An 18287-nucleotide genomic window follows, 5' to 3' on the forward strand; every position below is an offset into this window, starting at 1 on the left:
GCGCAGCAGCCCTGAAAACCTCAAGGGCTGCGGCGCAGCCCAACGCGGGACAAGCCCGCTCGCCACAAAGGAGCTCGCCACAAGGAAATATGTCTGGCGGGAACAGGTTCGTACAAAACCATAGAATCTCCCACAGGATCTGTGTCAGACCTCTATATCACAGGCTGGCGTAGTATTTGTGGGAGCTGGCGCTAGCCTGCGATGAGGCCAGCAAACACAGCGGCGTTGCCTGGCCTTTAGCCATCGCAGGCCAACCCCTTATTTCTCGAACGGGTTCCAGCCCTGCTGGCCTTTCACTTCTTTAAGGTAATAGGCGTAGTTGGTGGTCATCGCCCACAGCACCGCCAAGCCGCAATTGATGCCGGTATCCAGCGCACGCGGCAGCAGCGTGCCGGTCACTGTTTCATAAATGGCCAATACCACGCCCACGCCCACCGAAATCCCCAGCAGCGCCAGGTTCTTCTTCCACAGCCCCAGCACGAACAGGTAGATCGGCCCAAAGAAGAAGGCCAGGAAGTTCATGTTGATCAGCATGCGCTTGCCCGTTGGCAATGCCTTGAACGCCTCCTTGAACGTCTCGCTGAACGGGCCGCCGTTCTTCTCGAAGAACGCGAAGCGCTCCTGCCATTTCGGCTTGTAACCGCTCAAATCAACTTTGCTCAGCGAAATATTGTCCATTTTCGTTCCTTCGGGGCTTTCGAGTAGGCAAGCGGTGCGCGCATCCATGCCGCCGCAAGCAGGGTCAAAAAACGCGCCCGGCCTGCGCCCACGCGCAATCCCCGGGCCAAGGCAACGGCAATGGCATCCACGGGCAGGCAGGTGGGGGCAGGCAAGAGGCGGGGTTCATTCAACATCCTTGTTTCCAAATATTTAATCACCCCCACGCAGAGCGGACAAGCTGCCATCGCTCAGGCGCTGCAACCGGCCCAGTTGGGTTACCATAGCCGCCCTCTGCGAGTGCCCCTTAAAAGCAACGACTCGACACCTACAGGTCACCCATGCGTCTGTTTCACACCTCCGACTGGCACCTGGGCCAGAGCCTGCACGGCCAGGAACGCGACTTCGAACACAATTGCTTCCTGGACTGGCTGCTCGGCCAACTGCGCCTGCGCAACCCCGATGCCCTGCTGATCGCCGGCGATATCTTCGACACCGTCAACCCGCCGGTCAAAGCCCAGGAACGGCTATACGACTTTATCGTCCAGGCCCACGAGCAACAGCCCAAACTCGACATCGTGATGATTGCCGGCAACCACGACTCCGGTTCGCGCATCGAGCTGCCTGCGCCTTTGATGCGTCGCCTGCGCACCCATGCGCTGGGCCGCGTGCACTGGCTCGACGAGGGCCAGCTCGATGCCGAGCGCCTGTTGATCCCACTCACCAACGCCCGTGGCAAAGTCAGCGCCTGGTGCCTGGCCCTGCCCTTCCTGCGCCCCGCCGAAGTCACCGGCCCCACCCTTGGCGATGACTACCTGCAAGGCATCACCCAAGTGCACGAGCAACTTATCCAGGCGGCGCTGAAAAAACGCAAGAAAGACCAGGCGTTGGTTGCCATCAGCCATGCGCACATGGCCGGCGGCAGCATCAGCGAAGACTCCGAGCGCAGCCTGATCATCGGCAACGCCGAGGCTCTGCCGGCGCGCTTGTTCGACAAGGCCATCGCCTACGTCGCCCTGGGCCATCTGCACAAACCGCAGAAGGTCAACCGCGAGGCGCGCATCCGCTACAGCGGCGCGCCGATCCCGCTGTCGTTCGCCGAAATCAACTACCCGCACCAGGTGCTGGAGGTCGAGCTCGACGGCAGCGAACTGGTCAGCGTTGAGCCGCGCCTGGTGCCGCGCGCCGTAGCCCTGCAACGGCTGGGCCCGGCACCGCTGAGCGAGCTGCTCGAACAGCTCGCCGAACTGCCGGTGATCGACCTGCTCGATGACCCCAACCGCCAGCCGTGGCTTGAGGTCCGGGTACGCCTGGACGAACCGCAGCCAGACCTGCGCCTGCAACTGGAAAACGCCCTGCAAGGCAAAGCCGTGCGGCTGGTGCGCATCAGCGCCGAATACGCAGGCGCAGGCCGTGATACAGACGACGCACAAGCCTTTGTCGAGCTTTCCCAGATGACCCCGCACGACCTGTTTGGCCGCGCCTGGGAGCAGGCCTACGGCAGCCCCGCCGATGAGCAGGCCCTGGCCGACTTCGCCGAGCTGCTGCAGGACGTGCTGCAAGAAGAGGAACAGCCATGAAGATTCTCGCCATCCGCCTGAAGAACCTGGCCTCCCTTGCCGGCCCCGTCGATATCGACTTCACTGCCGAGCCCCTGGCCAGCGCCGGGCTGTTCGCCATCACCGGCCCCACCGGCGCCGGCAAGAGCACCTTGCTCGACGCCCTGTGCCTGGCGCTGTTCGGCACCGTGCCGAGGCTCAACGACATTGGCCGCGAAGCCAAGGTGCCTGACGCCGATGGCGAGATCCCCACCTCAGACCCGCGCAACCTGCTGCGGCGCGGTACCGGCAGCGGGTTCGCCGAGGTGGATTTCATCGGTATCGACGGGCGCCGTTACCGCGCACGCTGGGAAGCCAACCGCGCCCGCGAGAAAGCCAACGGCAAGTTGCAGCACAGCCGCCAGAGCCTGTACGACCTGGACGCCGAGCAACTGCTGGGCAGCGGCAAAAACGAATACAAGCAACTGGTCGAAGCGCGCCTGGGCCTGAACTTCGAGCAGTTCACCCGTGCGGTGATGTTGGCCCAGAGCGAATTCGGCGCCTTCCTAAAGGCCGATGACCGTGAGCGCAGCGAACTGCTAGAAAAGCTTACCAATACCGCGATCTACACCCGCCTGGGCCAACGCGCATTCAGCAAGGCACGCGAAACCGCCGAAGCGCACAGCGACCTGAAAAAACAGGCCGAGCACCTGCTGCCGATGGATGCCGAAGTACGCGCCGCGCTCGACCTTGAGCTGGAGCAGGCGCAGCAGCAGTTCAAGGCCGACCAGGCCCGCCAGCGCCAGCTTGAACAGCAACGCGCCTGGCTGAATGAACAACAGCAATTGCAGGCCCAGCACAGCGAGGCCCGCCAGGCGCTGGAAAGCGCCGAACAGCAATGGCAGCAAATGGCCGGGCAACGCCTGGACCTGCAGCGCCTCGAACGCCTGGCGCCGCAACGCCACCAGTTCCATCGCCTGCAAAGCCTGGCGGCGCAGTTGCTGCCGTTGTTGGCCGAGATCGACCAGCAACAGCAGCAGCAGTCTGCCCTGCAACTGCGCACCGAAGAACAGGAGCAGGCCCTGGCCGGCGCTCGCCAGGCGCTTGAGCAACACCAGGCCAAACACGCCGAGGACGCCCCGAAGCTACGCCTGGCCTTTGCCGGCCAAGCCGATCTGGCCCGCCTCGACAACGACCTTGCCGAGCAAAACGAGGCCTGCCAGCAAGCCGCCGCCGCTGTCGAAGAAGCCCAGCAACAGGTTCAGCAACTGGACGAAAACCAACAGCGCAGCCTGCAACAATTGGCGCAGATCGACGCAGCCCTCGCCCAGAGCACGCACTTGGCAAGCCTGGCCGACGCCTGGCAGGCCTACCTGCCGCAGCTCAAGCAAGTGATGTTGATTGGCGGGCGCCTGAGCAAAGGCCATGAAGAGCTGCCGGGCCTGCAAGCCCAGGTCAGCCAGGCCAATGCGCAGTTGCAAGCGCAACGCGACAGCTTCGAGCTGCTCTTTCGCGAAGCAGGCGCCGAGCCCCATGCCCTGGCTGAGCAGATCGACCTGCTCGGCGGCATGCTGCAAGACAACCGCAAGCAGCAACGCGCGGTCGAAGAGCTGTCGCGCCTGCACGCCCGCGACCTGGAACTGCGCCAAACCCTCGATAGCCTGCGTGAGCGCCAACAGCAGGCCATGCAGCAGCGCCAGCAACTGATCGGCGAAGGCACCGCAGCCAAAACCGAACTGCAAGCCGCCGAGCAAGCCCTGGCCCTCACCCGGCAGTTGCTCGAGCGCCAGCGCCTGGCGCGCACCAGCAGCGTCGAGGACCTGCGCGCACAGCTGCGCGACGGCGAAGCCTGCCCGGTGTGCGGCAGTGCCGAGCACCCATTCCATCAGCCAGAGGCCTTGCTGCAGAGCCTGGGCCGGCACGATCAGGCCGAAGAAGACGCCGCGCAAAAGCAGGTTGAGCAGCTCAACGGCAAGCTGGTCGAACTGCGCACCCAACTGGGCGTGATCAATGCCCAGCTCAAGGAATACCAGCAGCAACAACTGCAACTGGGTGAACAGTTGCAACCGCTTGCAGGCCAACTCCAGGCCCACGCCCTGTGGCCCGCCCTCGCGCCGCAGGACGACAAGGCCCGTAGCAGCTGGCTCGATGGCCAGCTACGGCGCCTGGGCGAAGAAATCGACCGCGATGAGAAACGCCAGAGCGCGTTGCTGACCCTGCAACGCGAAGCCGCCAGCCTCAGCCAGCGCCTGCAAGCGGCCAACGAGGCGCAGCAGCAGGCCCAACGCCATCTGGACCAGCAGCACCAGGCGCTGGCTGCCGATCAGCAGCAGCTCGAACAAGGCCTGAACGACCTGGCCAGCGTGCTGCCAGCCGAGATCCTCCAGGCGCTGCGCGACGACCCGGCCAACGCCTTCCTCAGCCTCGACCAGCAGATTGTCCTGCGCCGCCAGCAACTGGACCAGCGCAAGGACGAGCAGCAGGAACAACAGGCCCGTCAGCAGCAACTGGACAAGCTGCGCGACCAACAGCAAAGCCGCCAGCTCAGCCTGCAACAGGCGCGGCAAAAACTCGCCACCACCGAGGCGCAGCGCCAGCAAGCGCAGGCCGCGCTGGCCGAATTGCTCGGTGAACACCCCAGTGCCGAAGCCTGGCAGCAGCACGTCGACACACAACTGGAGCAAGCGCGCAGCGCCCAGGCCGAGAGCGCCCAACATGTGCAAGACCTGCGCACCCAAGGCGTGCAACTGGCCGGTGAGCTCAAAGCCAATCATCAGCGCCAGCAAGCACTGGAGCAGGAGCACCAGCAACTGCAAGCGCAGATCGCGCAGTGGCGAGCAGAACACCCCGAGCTTGACGATGCCGGCCTTGACCGCCTGCTGGCCATAGACGACACGCAACTGGCCGAGCTGCGCCAGCAGTTGCACAACGCCGACAAGGCCATCGAGCAGGGCCGCGTGTTGTTGCAAGAGCGCGAACAACGCCTGCAACAGCACAGCGCCCAGGCCCACGCCGAACTGCCGGTCGAAACCCTCGAACAGAGCCTTGCCGACCTGCAGCAGCAACTGGCCGGCCAGGAGCAGCAATGCGCCGAACTGCGTGCCCGCCAGGCCGACGACCAACGTCGTCAGCAGGCCTCTGCCGCACTCAGCGAACAGATCGACCAGGCCTACCAGCAATGGCAGCGCTGGGCGCGGCTGAACAGCCTGATCGGCTCGGCCTCAGGCGATGTGTTCCGCAAGATCGCCCAAGGCTACAACCTCGACCTGCTGCTGCACCATGCCAACAGCCAGCTGCGCCAGCTGGCCAGGCGCTACCGTCTCAAGCGCGGCGGCAGTGCCCTTGGCCTGCTGGTGCTGGACACCGAGATGGGTGACGAGATGCGCTCGGTGCACTCGCTGTCGGGCGGTGAAACCTTCCTGGTATCGCTGGCCCTGGCCCTAGGCCTGGCGTCGATGGCCTCCAGCACCTTGCGCATCGAGTCGCTGTTCATCGACGAGGGCTTCGGCAGCCTCGACCCCGAGTCGCTGCAACTGGCGATGGACGCGCTGGACGGCCTGCAGGCCCAAGGCCGCAAGGTGGCGGTCATTTCCCACGTGCAAGAAATGCACGAGCGGATCCCGGTGCAGATCCAGGTTCGGCGCCAAGGTAACGGCCTGAGTGATGTCGAGGTGTGCGGTTGATCCTGTACTCGTTCCGCCGCTGCCCCTGGGCGATGCGCGCACGCCTGGCACTGCGCTACGCCGAGTGTGACGTGCAGGTGTGTGAAGTAGCGATGAAGAACAAGCCGGCCGAGCTGCTGGCACTGTCGCCCAAGGGCACAGTGCCGGTGCTCGATACCGGTGCTCAAGTGCTGGAAGAGAGCCTTGAGATCATGCGCTGGGCCTTGGCCCGGCATGACCCCGACGATTGGCGCCTGATGGCAGATGGGGCTGGCGCCGAGCAAGCCGAAGCGTTGATTGCCTGCAACGACAGCACCTTCAAGGCGCAGGTGAACCTGTACAAATACGCCGAGCGATACCCTCAGCATTCTCGCGACTATTATCGGCAGGACGCCGAAACCTGGCTGGCAAGGCTGGAAAGCCTGCTCGAAGGCAGCCCCTACCTGCTAGCCAACCACCCCAGCCTGGCCGATGCGGCGCTGCTGCCTCTGCTGCGCCAGTTTGCCGGGGTAGAACCTGCGTGGTTCGCCCAGGCGCCCTACCCGCGCTTGCGTACCTGGCTGCACAACTGGCTGGAATCGGCGTTGTTCAAGGCGGTGATGGCAAAGTGATCTAGCCTGTTTGCCACCACCGGTTGAGTTCAGATCGCCAGGATCGGCGCAGACATCACCAATAGCACTACTGCTGTAATACGCCACATCATGCTCAGCCCCTCGATGAGTCAAAAATACAGCGTCAATTAAAACATATGGCGCAGTGCCACTACTAACGCATTTCACCGAAGCAAAGCGCCATCAGTCGAGAAACTTCAAATCCGAAGGCGCTGGCTGATCGAACTTCTGCACCGTATCGCCCAGTTTGCCGCTGCGCGGGTCACGCTGCATGACTACGACCTGGTCGCTTTTCTGGTTGGCCACCAGCAAGAACTTCCCGCCTGGGGCCAGGGCAAATTCGCGGGGGTGGTCACCGTCCACGGAGCGCCGTTGCACCAGGCTCAACTGACCGTCAGCCTTGTCCACCGCGAACACCACGATCTGGTTGGCCGTACCCCGGTTACTGACGTACAAAAAACGCCCGTCCGCTGACAGATGCAGGCCGCCGGCGGCCTTGGCTGCGGCTTGCGTGTGCTCGGTCAGTGGCAGCCGCTGGCGCTCGGCAAGGGCGCCGTCCTTGACCTCGAACACCACCACTTCGGCAGACATCTCCAAGGTCAGGTAGGCATGCTGCCCCTTGGCATCAAACAGCAGATGGCGCGGCCCACTGCCGGGCGGCAAGCTGACCGAGGCGGGCAACGCGGGGCTCAAGGGGTGCTCGGGGCTGGCGCCGTCATAGCGGTAAATGAACACCTTGTCAGCGCCCAGATCGCTGGCATACAGGTGGCTGCCATCGGGCGACAGCACCACCGAGTGCACATGGGCACCGGCCTGGCGCTCGGGGTTGACCTTGCTCGGCGCATGGCGCAGCTGTTGCACCGCTGGCTGCAGCTTGCCGTCCTTGTCCACCGGCAGCACCACCAGGCTGCCACCGGGGTCTGGGGCAACGGCGTAGTTGGCCACGAACAGGTAACGCTGGTCGCGGCTCAAGCTGGCATGGGTCGGCTCGTCGCCGTCGCTGGGCACCTGGCTGAGGGGGCTTAGCTGGCTCTTGGCGTCGATGGCAAAACTGCTGGCATGGCCCCGGGCGGTTTCATTGACTGCGAACAGCAGGCGCTGGTCGGCAGACAGCACCAGCCACGAGGGGCTGACGGCCTCGACCACCTGCTGCGGCTTGGCACCGATATGGCCGCTGCGCGGGTCGAAGGTATAGCGGTAGATCCCTTGGCTGGCGCCATCGGTGTAGCTGCCCACCAGCAAGGTTGCGGCGTTGGCGCCCAGCGAAAGGCTCATCAGGCTAGCGCTCAACAGGTTCGTCCAGCGGTTCTTCATCGTCGTCTTCATCCGGGGCACGAAAGGCACTCATACAGACTAGACGATGCTCGCCATCGGCAGAGGCCAGGGTCCAGGTATCACCCGCAACGCTGGCGGCCCCCACCTGCTCGGCGCTGAACACCCAGCGGCGCAGTTGGCGGCCGTCCATGCATTCGATGGTCAGGCCAGCATCGTCGAAGGTGAAATCGAAGGCGTGCAGGCCGTCGATCAGAAGCATGTCACAGGTTGCGAGGGCGTTGGCGAGGGTCATGGCAGCCTCCAGAACAATAGGCTGGGCATTATACCCAGCGGGGCCGCATTGCGGCCCCGACCTTTGCTCAGTGGGCGAAGATCGAACCGCCCTGCTTGCCCGCAAGCTTCTGCGGCTTGATCAGGAAGCGCGCCAACGCCGGCAACAACCACAGCGCGCCAAACATGTTCCACAGCAGCATGAAGGTCAGCATCAGGCCCATGTCGGCCTGGAACTTGATCGCCGAGAAGATCCAGGTGCACACCCCGATGGCCAGGCACAGCCCGGTGAACAGCACCGCCTTGCCGGTAGAGCGCAGGGTTTCGTAATAGGCCTGCTGCAATGGCAGGCCGGCGCGCAGGAAGCTTTCCAGGCGGCTGTAGATGTAGATGCCGTAGTCCACGCCGATACCCACCCCCAGGGCCACCACCGGCAGCGTCGCCACCTTCACGCCGATGCCCATGTACGCCATCAGCGCGTTGCCCAGCACCGACGTCAGCACCAGCGGCAGCACGATGCACAAGGTTGCGGCAAACGAGCGGAAGGTGATCATGCACATCACCCCGACGCACAGGTACACAAGGATCAGGATGGTCAGCTCGGCTGACTTGATGACCTCGTTGGTGGCGGCCTCGATACCGGCGTTGCCTGCGGCCAGCAGGAACTGCAGGCCATCCTTGCTGTGGCTGTCGGCAAAGGCCTTGGCCGCTGCGGTGACCCGTTCAAGGGTTTCGGCCTTGTGGTCGTTGAGGAACACCAGCACCGGTGCCAGCGAGCAATCGGCGTTGTACAGGCCGTCGGCGCGGGCGATGGAGTTGTTGAGCACGTCCGGGTTGCGCGACAGCGTCTCCCACTTCAGGCTGCCCTCGTTCATGCCCTTGATGACCTGCTTGGACACCGTCACCAGAGAGATGGTCGACTGCACCCCTGGGGTGTTGTTCATGGTCCACATCAGCTCATCGATGGGCGCCAGGGTGGCATGCACCGAACACTGCTCGGCGGGCGTCTTGACCATGATCACCAGCACATCGGAACTGGTCGAGTAGTTGTTGATGATGAAGGCGTTGTCCTGGTTGTAACGCGAGTCCGGGCGCAGCTCCGGGGCGCCCTGGTCGAGGTCGCCGATCTTCAGGTTCTGGCTGTACCAGAGCCCGCCGCCGAAGGCCAGCAGCGCCAGCACGATGGAAACCGGCGCCACCTTGGGGCTGGCAAAGTTGGACAGCAAGCGCCAGAACGGGTGCTCGCAGGTCGCGTCCTTCTTGCTGCGGGCGATGGCCCTCTGGCTGATGCCGACATAGCTGATAGCTACCGGCAGCAGGATCAGGTTGGTGAACACGATCACTGCAACGCCAATGGACGCGCCGATGGCCAGCTCGCGAATAACGCCGATATCGATGATCAGCAGGGTGATGAAGCCCACCGCATCGGCCAGGATGGCGATCATGCCGGGCAGGAACAGTTGGCGGAAGGTGCGCCGGGCAGCGGTAAGGGCGTTGTCGGCGTCGCTGGACTGCAAGGCGATGCCGTTGATTTTCTGCACCCCGTGGGAAATACCGATGGCGAAGATCAGAAACGGCACCAGCATCGAATACGGGTCCAGGCCAAAGCCGACCGCGTGCATCAGCCCCAACTGCCAGACCACCGCCACCAGGGTGGTAACCAGCACGGCGATGGTGCTGCGGATGCACCAGGTGAACCAGTACAGCAGTGCCCAGGTGATCAGCAACGCCACGCCAAAGAACATCACCACCATCACCAGGCCGTCGATCAGGTCGCCGACCTTTTTTGCAAAACCGACGATGTGGATCTTCACGTTGGGGTTCTGCGCCTGGAACTTGTCGCGGATCTTTTCTTCGAGCTGGTGAGAGAACTGCTGGTAGTCGAGTTTGACCTGACGCCCTGGGTCCTGCGGGTCGGGGTAGCTTTCCAGCAGCGGGATATCGACGATGCTGGACTTGAAGTTGTTGGCCACCAGGCGCCCCACCTGGCCGGACTTGAGCACGTTGTCACGCAGGGTATCGAGGCTGTCCTGGGAGCCGTCGTAGGTGTTGGGGATCACCTCGCCGCCAGAAAAGCCCTCTTCGGTGACTTCGCTCCAGCGCACGCTGGGGCTCCACAGCGACTTGAGCCCGGCGCGGTCGATGCCGGGAATGTAGAACACCTCGTCATGGATCTGGCGCAGGGTCTCCATGTAGTCCTTGTCGAAGATGTCACCGTTCACCGCTTCCACCGAAATGCGCACGGTGTTGCCCAGGTTGGCCAGGTCGTTGCGGTGCTCCATCATCTGTTCGATGAACGGGTGTTGCAGCGGGATCATCTTCTCGAAGCTGGTAGAGGGGCGAATCTGCGTGGCCTGCCAGAACAGGAAAATGCTCACGAAGATGCAGATGGCGATGACTGCCGGGCGGTTGTTGAAGATCAGCCGTTCGAGCAGGGTAGGCTTGTCCTTGTGTTGCATGTCGAAACTCTCCCGGCTGCTCATGGGCGTGCCTCCTGCAGGCCATCGGCGCTGGCCAGGTGCACACCGCCCTGCCCTACCAGCAGCAGGCCACCATTGGCCAGGCCGCTGACACCGGCCAGGGCGATGCGGTCGGCGCGGTTGCGCACGCTGAAGGTCTGGCCACCATCGTTGCTGCGCAGCACGCTGCCGCCGTTGCCGACCAGCACCAGGCTGGCGTCCTGCAACAGCGTAGCGCTTGCCAGGCCGAATTCGAGCGGGCCACGCTCGGCATTGAGCGCGATGGGCTGCCAGGTGTCGCCAAAGTCAGTTGAGCGCAGCAGGTTGCCGCGCAGCCCGTAGGCCAGCAGGGTGTTGGGCTGGGCGGTGCCGATGACGCCGAACAGCGAGCCCTGGTAAGGGCTTTGCACCGTGCTCCAGGCCTGGCCTGCGTCGCTTGAACGGAACATGCTGCCCTGCTCGCCAACGATGAACAGGCCTGCACCCTTGACCTCGGTGATGGCGTTCAGGTGCAGTTGGTCGGGGTTGTCCAGGCGCTCGGCGACGTCCTGCCAATGCTGGCCGCCGTCGGTGGTTTCGAGCAGTGCGCCATAGGCGCCCACGGCAAAGCCGTGCTGGGCATCGAGAAAACGCACATCGAGCAGCGGGGCTTCACGGGACAGGTCTTCGAACTGCTTGCTCCAGGTGGCGCCGCCATCGCTGCTGGCAAGAATCTGCGCATCGTGGCCAACGGCCCAGCCGCGCTTGTCGTCGAGGAAGAACACGGCAGTGAGCAGTTGCCGGGTGGGCACCCGAGCCTGGGTCCAGGTCTGGCCTTGGTCGTCGGAGAACAGGATGTGGCCGCGATCGCCGACCACCACCAGCCGCTTGCCGGCGTGGGTGGCTGCGATCAGCAGGCTTTGTGCGGCTTTGGCCGACTCGACCGAGTATTGCTCGGCGGCCACCGCCGCTTGCACGTCGCTGGCACCGATGCCCAGTACCAGCGCCAGCATGGCGCTGGTGGCAAACCGGCCGCGTGGCCTGATTCGCTGTGTCATGACTGCCCCCTGTTATGTTCTTGTCGCGGGTCAATCTATTGCCAGGTGCTGCGAAAACCCTGTTCCAGAGCCCTGGAATAGCTTTTAGTCATGCTAGCGGGATTGTCCGACAGAAAACAACGAGCGGGACGTTATGTTTTGTTAACCGGCCGAAATGGCTGGGGCCGCTTTGCGGCCCTTTCGCGACACAAGGCCGCTCCTACAATGGAATGCGATCCTCTGTAGGAGCGGCCTTGTGTCGCGAAAGGGCTGCGCAGCAGCCCCATCAAGCTCAAGCCAGGCTCTTGCTCACCACTTCATACACATCGCTGGACAGCTCCCCCGAACCAAGAATGCGCTCCAGCTCGCCCTTCATCAGCGCCTGGCGAGCATCGTCATACTTGCGCCAGCGGGTCAACGGCGCCAACTGGCGCGAAGCGATCTGCGGGTTCAGCGCGTTAAGCTCGATCACAAGGTCGGCCAGGAAGCGATAGCCCGAACCGTCGGCGGCATGGAAGTTGACCAGGTTCTGCCCGGCAAACGCACCGACCACCGCCCGCACCTTGTTCGGGTTCTTCAAGGTAAAGGCCGGGTGCTGCATCAGCGCCTTGACCCGCGCCAGCCCGCCTGGCTGGCTGCTGGCCGCCTGCACGCTGAACCACTGGTCCATGACCAGCGGGTTGTCCTTGAAGTGCTCGGCAAAGGCTTGCAGCGCCTTGGCGCGTTCAGCCTCGAACGGCGAGTTGACCAACACCGCCAGCGCGGTAAGGCGCTCGGTCATGTTGTCGCTGTGCTCGAACTGCTCAAGCGCCGCTTCCAGCGCCTGCGGCTTGCCGGTGAGCATCAGGTACGACAGCGCGATGTTCTGCAGGCTGCGCCGGGCAAAGTGTTCGGCTGCGGCCACATAAGGCGTTGCCCGCGACACTTCGCGGTTGGCCTGGTAGCGCGCCCACAGGCCGTCGAACAGGTGTTCGGCGATCTGCTGACGGGCGAAATCGCGCGCCGCATGAATGGCGTCGACGTCGGCTACCTGGCTGATTTCGGTGAGATACGCCTCACCCGGCAGCGACAGCATCTCGGCGACCATGGCCGGGTCGAGCGATGCGTTGCCCAGCACGGCGCCCAGGGCTGCGAGCAGGCGCTGGTCGAGTGCAAGCGCTTCGCCACGCTGGTACTGGCCAATCAGCTCTTGCAGCACCTGCACCGACAACTGCTGCCCCGCTTCCCAGCGGTTGAAGCCGTCGCTGTCGTTCTGCATGAGGAACATCAACTGATCGCGGTCGTAGGGGAAGCTCAGTTTTACCGGCGCGCTGAAGCCACGCAGCAGCGATGGCAGCGGCTTGGCGTCGATGCCTTGGAACACGAACGTCTGCTCGGCTTCGGTCACCGACAGCACGCGGCTGGTGCCCAAGGCTGCGCTTTCGCCGGCCAGTTGCAACGGCAGGTCCTGGCCTGCGCCGTCGAGCAAGCCCAGCGCCACCGGGATGACGAAGGGCAGTTTCTCGGCCTGGCCAGGCGTCGCCGGGCAGCTCTGGCGGAACGTCAGGCTGTAGGTGCGGGCTGCCGGGTCATAGGCCTCGCTGACCGCCAGGCGCGGCGTGCCAGCCTGGCTGTACCAGCGCTTGAACTGGGCCAGGTCAACGCCATTGGCGTCTTCCATGGCCTTGATGAAGTCGTCGGTGGTCACCGCCTGGCCATCGTGGCGCTCGAAGTACAGGTCGCTGCCCTTGCGGAAACCTTCGTGGCCCAGCAGGGTACGGACCATGCCGACCACTTCTGCGCCCTTCTCGTACACCGTGAGGGTGTAGAAGTTGGAAATTTCGATGAAGCTGTCCGGGCGCACCGGGTGCGCCATGGGGCCTGCGTCTTCGGCGAACTGGTGAGTGCGCAGGTAGGCCACATCCTCGATGCGCTTGACCGTGCGCGAGTTCATGTCCGCGCTGAACTCGGCATCGCGGAACACCGTGAAGCCTTCCTTGAGCGACAGCTGGAACCAGTCGCGGCAGGTGACGCGGTTGCCCGACCAGTTGTGGAAGTACTCATGGGCGACCACGCCTTCGACGCGCTGGTGGGCGGCATCGGTGGCGGTTTCGGCGCGGGCCAGCACACAACTGGAGTTGAAGATGTTCAGGCCCTTGTTTTCCATGGCGCCCATGTTGAAGTCGTTGACCGCGACGATCATGAAGATGTCCAGGTCGTACTCACGGCCATAGACTTCCTCGTCCCAGCGCATCGACTTCTTCAGGCTGACCATGGCGTGGTCGCACTTGTCGAGGTTTTCTTCCTCGACGTAGATGCGCAGCACCACGTCGCGGCCAGACTGGCGGGTAAAGCTGCTTTCGACGCACCACAAGTCACCGGCCACCAGCGCGAACAGGTACGCAGGTTTTACGAACGGGTCTTCCCAAGTGGCCCAGTGCCGACCGTCTTCGGCCGGGCCGCTGCCGACCTCGTTGCCGTTGGACAGCAACACCGGGTAGCGATGTTGCTCGGCGATCACCGTGGTGGTGAAGCGGCTCATCACATCCGGGCGGTCGAGGTAATAGGTAATCTTGCGAAAGCCCTCGGCCTCGCACTGGGTGCAGAACATCTTGCCGGACTTGTACAGGCCTTCGAGTGCGGTGTTGCTCTCGGGGTGAATCTTCACGCTGGTGTCGAGGGTAAAGTGCTCGGCGGTGGGTTGCACGGTCAGCGTGCTGTCGTCGAGCGTGTACTCGCCTGCGGCCAGTTCCTTATCGTCCAGGGCCGCGCGCAGCAGTTGCAGTTGCTGGCCGTCGAGCACCAGCGGCGGCAGGCCGGCACCGCGCTCGGGGTTGCGGCGCATGACCAGTTGCGCATGGACCAGGCTATGGTCCTCGAACAGCTCGAAGGTCAGGTGCGTCTCGTCGATCAGGTACTCGGGCGCCTGATAATCCTTCAGGTAGATCACTTGCGGTTGTTCGGTGCGCATGGTGACGATCCTTTACTGGAGCACGGCCAGTTGATAGGCCGTGTACTTGCGAATATTGATCACGCCGGTATCGAAGATCAGGTACTGGCCCTTGATGCCCAGCAGCGTGCCTTCCACTACCGGGTTTTTGTCGAGGTTGAAGCTGACGATCTTTTGCGGGTAGGCCTGCACCGGGTAGTCGATCTGCACAACCTCGGCATCGGCCAACGGCTGGATAGCCTGCAGGCCAAAGCGACCTTGCAATTCACGCAGGCCATCGGCGCAAGCGTCGAAAATCTGCTCACGCACGGCTACCAGGTCGAGCACTTCGGCACTGCCCTTGAGCAGCGTGCGCCAGTTGGTGCGGTCTGGCACCTGGCTGCGCAGCAGGTCTTCGACCAGGCCCGATTGCTGACGGGTAGCCACGCGCATGATCGGCAGCGCCTGGCTGGCGCCCTGGTCAAGCCAGCGGGTCGGCAACTGAGTGGCGCGGGTGATGCCCACCTTGATACCCGAAGAATTGGCCAGGTACACCACATGGTCGGTCATGCAGAACTGCTCGCCCCACGACGGCTCGCGGCAGGTGCCGGCGTCATAGTGGCAGCGTTCCGGGGCCATGATGCAGATATCGCACTGCGCCAGCTTGGTCATGCACGGGTAGCAGTAACCCTGGCTGAAGCTGGTCTTGGTGCGCTTGCCGCAGTGGCTGCAATGGATGGCGCCGAGGTATTCCAGGCGCAGCGACTGGCCAATCAGCGGGTTGACCGGCACCTGCGTGTCATCCAGGCGAAAGCTGTACTGGGCAACCTGGCCATCAAGGCGCACCGACATCTTGCTCAACGAGCCACGAGCGAGTTCGATCAATGTACCGAGTCCGACTTGAACAGGATGTTGGCAATCGGCGCGGACTTCGAGGCGCATTCCTGCGGGCCCATGTAGCCGGTGCGCTGGTCTTCGGGAAGGTTCTGCATTTCCCAGGCGATCACGGCCTGCAGCGACAGCTCTTTCTGCTCGGCGGTGAGCTTGCGGCCATCGGACCATTTGCCGATTTCTACGGCCGTTTTCAGGCTTTGGTAGATTTCCGGGGTGATGTTTTCGATCATTTGGGCGAACGTGGACATGAATCCTCCTCAGTCAGGCGGACAGTTTACGCTTGCCGATCATTCCACCCAAGAGCCCGGTGACGCATCCGATGAGCAGGCCGCCCACATGGGCGGCATTGGCGATTTCGCCGAAGCCGAGCTTGCCGACCACCCCGCTCAGGCACACCAGCAGCCAGATCAGCATCATTGCCAATACGCCACGGGGCAGCTTGAACAGCGGATTGGGCGCCAGCCACTGGTACAGCCAGACATGCCCGAGCAAACCATAGAGCACACCTGACAGGCCACCGAACAAACCAGGCCCGCTGCTCAAGTGCTGGGCCAGGTTGGACACCAGGCTGAACAGCAGCGTCAGCCCAAGCAGCACCCACGGGCCTTGGCGCAGTTCGATGCGCCGCCCAAGTTCCCAGTACCACATGCCGTTCATGGCCAGGTGCAGCACGCCAAAATGCAGCAGCATCGGCGACACCAGGCGCCACCACTGGCCCTCGGCCAGGCTCTGGGCGAAGCCGGTGAAGTACAGGTACTCGCCCTGCACCTGAAACGGCAGGAAGCTGAACCAGGCGATAGTGGCCAGGTTATCGCCAAGGCTGGTGATGCCGGCCACCAGCAGGCTCAGCAACAGCACCGCAGCCGTTACCTTGCAGGCCCGGGCCTGGTCCTTGAGCGATGGCCGTGCGGTTTCGGGCAGAGGTTCGGCGAGCTGGACCTGCTCGTTGCCCTCGGGGTAGCGGCGGTACAGTTCAAGCACGTCTTCGGCCATTGCCGGTGGCGCCCACAGCACCTGTTCCTCGCCCTCCTCCACCACCCGGTGCGGCACTTGCAAGCGGCGCAGCAGCGCAACAAAACCGCCAAGGTCGACGGTCACCGGCAAGCGCATCACTTCGATCACGTTCATTGGCTGTCCTGGGGGCGTTCGACGTCGACCCAAACGAACTTGTGCGGGTCGATCGCGGTTTCATCATCCAGCCGGTAGGCGACCAGCTTGCCGTACAGCACGGCGCTGTAGTCGAGGCAGGCCAGGTTGCCGCGGATCGGCGCGGGCCGGCCACTGCGCCAGTAGTGGCCGACGAACAGCAAGGGCTCGTCAGGGCCATAGCGCAGCAGCGCGTTCTTCTGGCTGTGGCTGAGCGGCGCGCGGGCCACGTCGTCGGGCAGTGCATCGGGCTGGAACACCACATCGCCGTAGGTCTGCGGGTCTTCTTCCCAGAACTTGGTGCGGAAGAACGCGCGGGTCAGGCCGTCGCCGCCGGTCAGCGTCAGGCCGTCTGGCAGGCGCATGTCGGTGCCACGCAACAGGCGGTTGCAGACGTTGCCGGCAAAGCTTCCGGGCACCGCCGAAGCCTGGATGAAGTGCTCATCGACACAGCCGTTGGGGAACTGCTTGCGCAGCGGCTCGATCAGTTGCCGGTCCCAGCAGGCGTGCACCAGACGGAACCGCCCGGCATCGACGAACAGCGGCATTTCGTAGAACCAGCGCAAAAAGTCGTGCCAGTCGCCCGGGTGGTGGGCGAACTGGGTAAGGGTTTCGTCGATCAGCCGGGCATGGCGCGGAGTGTGCTCGCGCACGAAGGTCTGGCCGCTGCCTGGCAGCGCCGGGGTCACCCAGCCGAGCGCGTTGTACTCGTGGTTGCCCATGATGCAGAAGGCCTGGCCAGCCTCGACCATGTCATGGACGATGTGCAAAGCCTCGCGAATGCGCGGGCCGCGGTCGACGATGTCGCCCAGAAACAACGCCTGACGCCGTGGGTGGCGCCAGACACCGGCGACCCGCTTGTAACCGAGGGCATCGAGCAGGCGCTCCAAGGTGTGCGCGCAGCCGTGCACATCGCCGATGATGTCGAAACTTCGGGCCGGATCGAGCATCAGTCGTCCCTGCCTCCCAGGCGGCTGCCCCAGCCGAGCTTGGTGCGGCAGACTTCGTAGTAGTTGTGCCCCAGCGGGTGGATCAGGCGCAGCTTCTGCGGTTTCTTGCTGACCGTGATGGTGTCACCGGGGGCGCAGGTGAAGTGGTTCTGGCCGTCGCACGAAACCTGGGGGTAGATCTGCAGGTCGTTGGCCACGACGATTTTCAGCTCGCTGTTGCCGTCGACCACGATGGGCCGGCCCGACAAGGTATGCGGGTACATCGGCACGATGACGATGGCGTCGAGCTTGGGGTGCATGATCGGGCCACCGGCCGAAAGCGCGTAGGCGGTGGAGCCGGTCGGGGTGGCGACGATCAGGCCGTCGGCCTTCTGGCTGCAGACGAACTGGCCATCGATATAGATCTCGAACTCGATCATCCGCGTCGATTTGCCAGGGTGCAGCACCACATCGTTGAGGGCATCGCCTTGGCCAATGGCCTCGTGATGGCGGCGCACCTCGGCCTGCAGCAGGAAGCGGTTCTCGACCAGGTAATGGCCGTCGAGCACCTCGGCGACTTTTTCTTCCAGCTCGTCGGGGCGAATGTCGGTCAGAAAACCGAGGTTGCCGCGGTTGATACCCAGCACCGGGATGTTGTGCCGGGCCAAGGCGCGGGCGGCGCCCAGCAGGCTGCCGTCGCCACCGACCACGATTACCAGGTCGCACACTTCACCGAGCAGTTTGCGGGTGGAGGTTTGCAAGCCGTGGCCGGGCAGCACTTCGGCGATGGTGTCCTCGAGGATCACGTGCAGATGGCGCTCGAGGAGGAATTTTTTCAGTCGGCGAATGGTGTCGAGCACCTGGGAGCTGCCAAGGCGTCCGATGATACCGATATTGCGAAATTGCTCCATGGTGCTCCTGC

At 63.7% G+C, this 18287-nt stretch carries 14 protein-coding genes; 3 read left to right on the forward strand and 11 right to left on the reverse strand.

Annotated features, from left to right (window positions below; translation table 11 throughout):
* Nucleotides 1-258: 258 nt before the first annotated feature.
* Complete coding sequence (locus tag HU720_RS15800; protein ID WP_186520872.1) at nucleotides 259-678, reverse strand: DUF2628 domain-containing protein; 420 nt, start codon at nucleotides 676-678, stop codon at nucleotides 259-261.
* Nucleotides 679-998: 320 nt separating this feature from the next.
* On the opposite strand from HU720_RS15800, the gene HU720_RS15805 reads away from it, so the two are divergent.
* From HU720_RS15805 to HU720_RS15815, 3 genes are read left to right on the forward strand one after another with little or no spacing between them, the layout of a single operon-like run.
* On the forward strand, nucleotides 999-2237 hold the full coding sequence (locus tag HU720_RS15805) for an exonuclease SbcCD subunit D C-terminal domain-containing protein (RefSeq protein ID WP_186520873.1): 1239 nt from the start codon (nucleotides 999-1001) through the stop codon (nucleotides 2235-2237).
* Nucleotides 2234-5878, forward strand: a complete 3645-nt coding sequence (locus HU720_RS15810) for an AAA family ATPase (protein ID WP_186520874.1) — start codon at nucleotides 2234-2236, stop codon at nucleotides 5876-5878. The genes HU720_RS15805 and HU720_RS15810 overlap by 4 nt, the downstream gene beginning before the upstream one ends.
* On the forward strand, nucleotides 5875-6468 hold the full coding sequence (locus tag HU720_RS15815) for a glutathione S-transferase N-terminal domain-containing protein (RefSeq protein WP_186520893.1): 594 nt from the start codon (nucleotides 5875-5877) through the stop codon (nucleotides 6466-6468). The genes HU720_RS15810 and HU720_RS15815 overlap by 4 nt, the downstream gene beginning before the upstream one ends.
* Before the next feature lie 183 nt (nucleotides 6469-6651).
* On the opposite strand, the gene HU720_RS15820 is transcribed toward HU720_RS15815, so the two are convergent.
* The 10 genes from HU720_RS15820 to HU720_RS15865 all read right to left on the reverse strand — a co-directional run bounded on the left by HU720_RS15820 (nucleotide 6652) and on the right by HU720_RS15865 (nucleotide 18276).
* Complete coding sequence (locus tag HU720_RS15820; protein ID WP_186520875.1) at nucleotides 6652-7782, reverse strand: lactonase family protein; 1131 nt, start codon at nucleotides 7780-7782, stop codon at nucleotides 6652-6654.
* Entirely contained in the window at nucleotides 7748-8035 is a 288-nt protein-coding gene (locus HU720_RS15825) for a DUF5629 family protein (protein ID WP_238337707.1), read from the reverse strand. Before HU720_RS15825 ends, HU720_RS15820 begins: the two co-directional genes overlap by 35 nt.
* A gap of 67 nt (nucleotides 8036-8102) precedes the next feature.
* Complete coding sequence (locus tag HU720_RS15830; protein ID WP_186520876.1) at nucleotides 8103-10496, reverse strand: RND family transporter; 2394 nt, start codon at nucleotides 10494-10496, stop codon at nucleotides 8103-8105.
* Nucleotides 10493-11509 carry a YCF48-related protein gene (locus tag HU720_RS15835; RefSeq protein ID WP_186520877.1) on the reverse strand — a complete coding sequence of 339 codons (1017 nt, stop codon included), beginning with the start codon at nucleotides 11507-11509 and terminating at the stop codon, nucleotides 10493-10495. Before HU720_RS15835 ends, HU720_RS15830 begins: the two co-directional genes overlap by 4 nt.
* A 271-nt stretch (nucleotides 11510-11780) precedes the next feature.
* The gene (pepN, locus tag HU720_RS15840; RefSeq protein ID WP_186520878.1) at nucleotides 11781-14438 is read right to left on the reverse strand and encodes an aminopeptidase N; all 2658 of its coding nucleotides are present in this window, start codon (nucleotides 14436-14438) and stop codon (nucleotides 11781-11783) included.
* A 12-nt stretch (nucleotides 14439-14450) separates the two neighbouring features.
* Entirely contained in the window at nucleotides 14451-15281 is an 831-nt protein-coding gene (locus tag HU720_RS15845; RefSeq protein ID WP_186520879.1) for a DUF2797 domain-containing protein, read from the reverse strand.
* Entirely contained in the window at nucleotides 15278-15538 is a 261-nt protein-coding gene (locus HU720_RS15850) for a DUF1315 family protein (RefSeq protein WP_186520880.1), read from the reverse strand. Before HU720_RS15850 ends, HU720_RS15845 begins: the two co-directional genes overlap by 4 nt.
* 13 nt (nucleotides 15539-15551) lie before the next feature.
* On the reverse strand, nucleotides 15552-16418 hold the full coding sequence (locus tag HU720_RS15855; protein ID WP_186520881.1) for a rhomboid family intramembrane serine protease: 867 nt from the start codon (nucleotides 16416-16418) through the stop codon (nucleotides 15552-15554).
* The gene (locus HU720_RS15860; RefSeq protein WP_186520882.1) at nucleotides 16415-17386 is read right to left on the reverse strand and encodes a metallophosphoesterase; all 972 of its coding nucleotides are present in this window, start codon (nucleotides 17384-17386) and stop codon (nucleotides 16415-16417) included. Before HU720_RS15860 ends, HU720_RS15855 begins: the two co-directional genes overlap by 4 nt.
* Complete coding sequence (locus HU720_RS15865) at nucleotides 17386-18276, reverse strand: NAD(+) kinase (protein ID WP_186520883.1); 891 nt, start codon at nucleotides 18274-18276, stop codon at nucleotides 17386-17388. Before HU720_RS15865 ends, HU720_RS15860 begins: the two co-directional genes overlap by 1 nt.
* Nucleotides 18277-18287 lie beyond the last annotated feature (11 nt).

The sequence above is a fragment of the Pseudomonas sp. SWRI51 genome (genome assembly GCF_014268825.1).
Lineage (GTDB): Bacteria > Pseudomonadota > Gammaproteobacteria > Pseudomonadales > Pseudomonadaceae > Aquipseudomonas > Aquipseudomonas farsensis.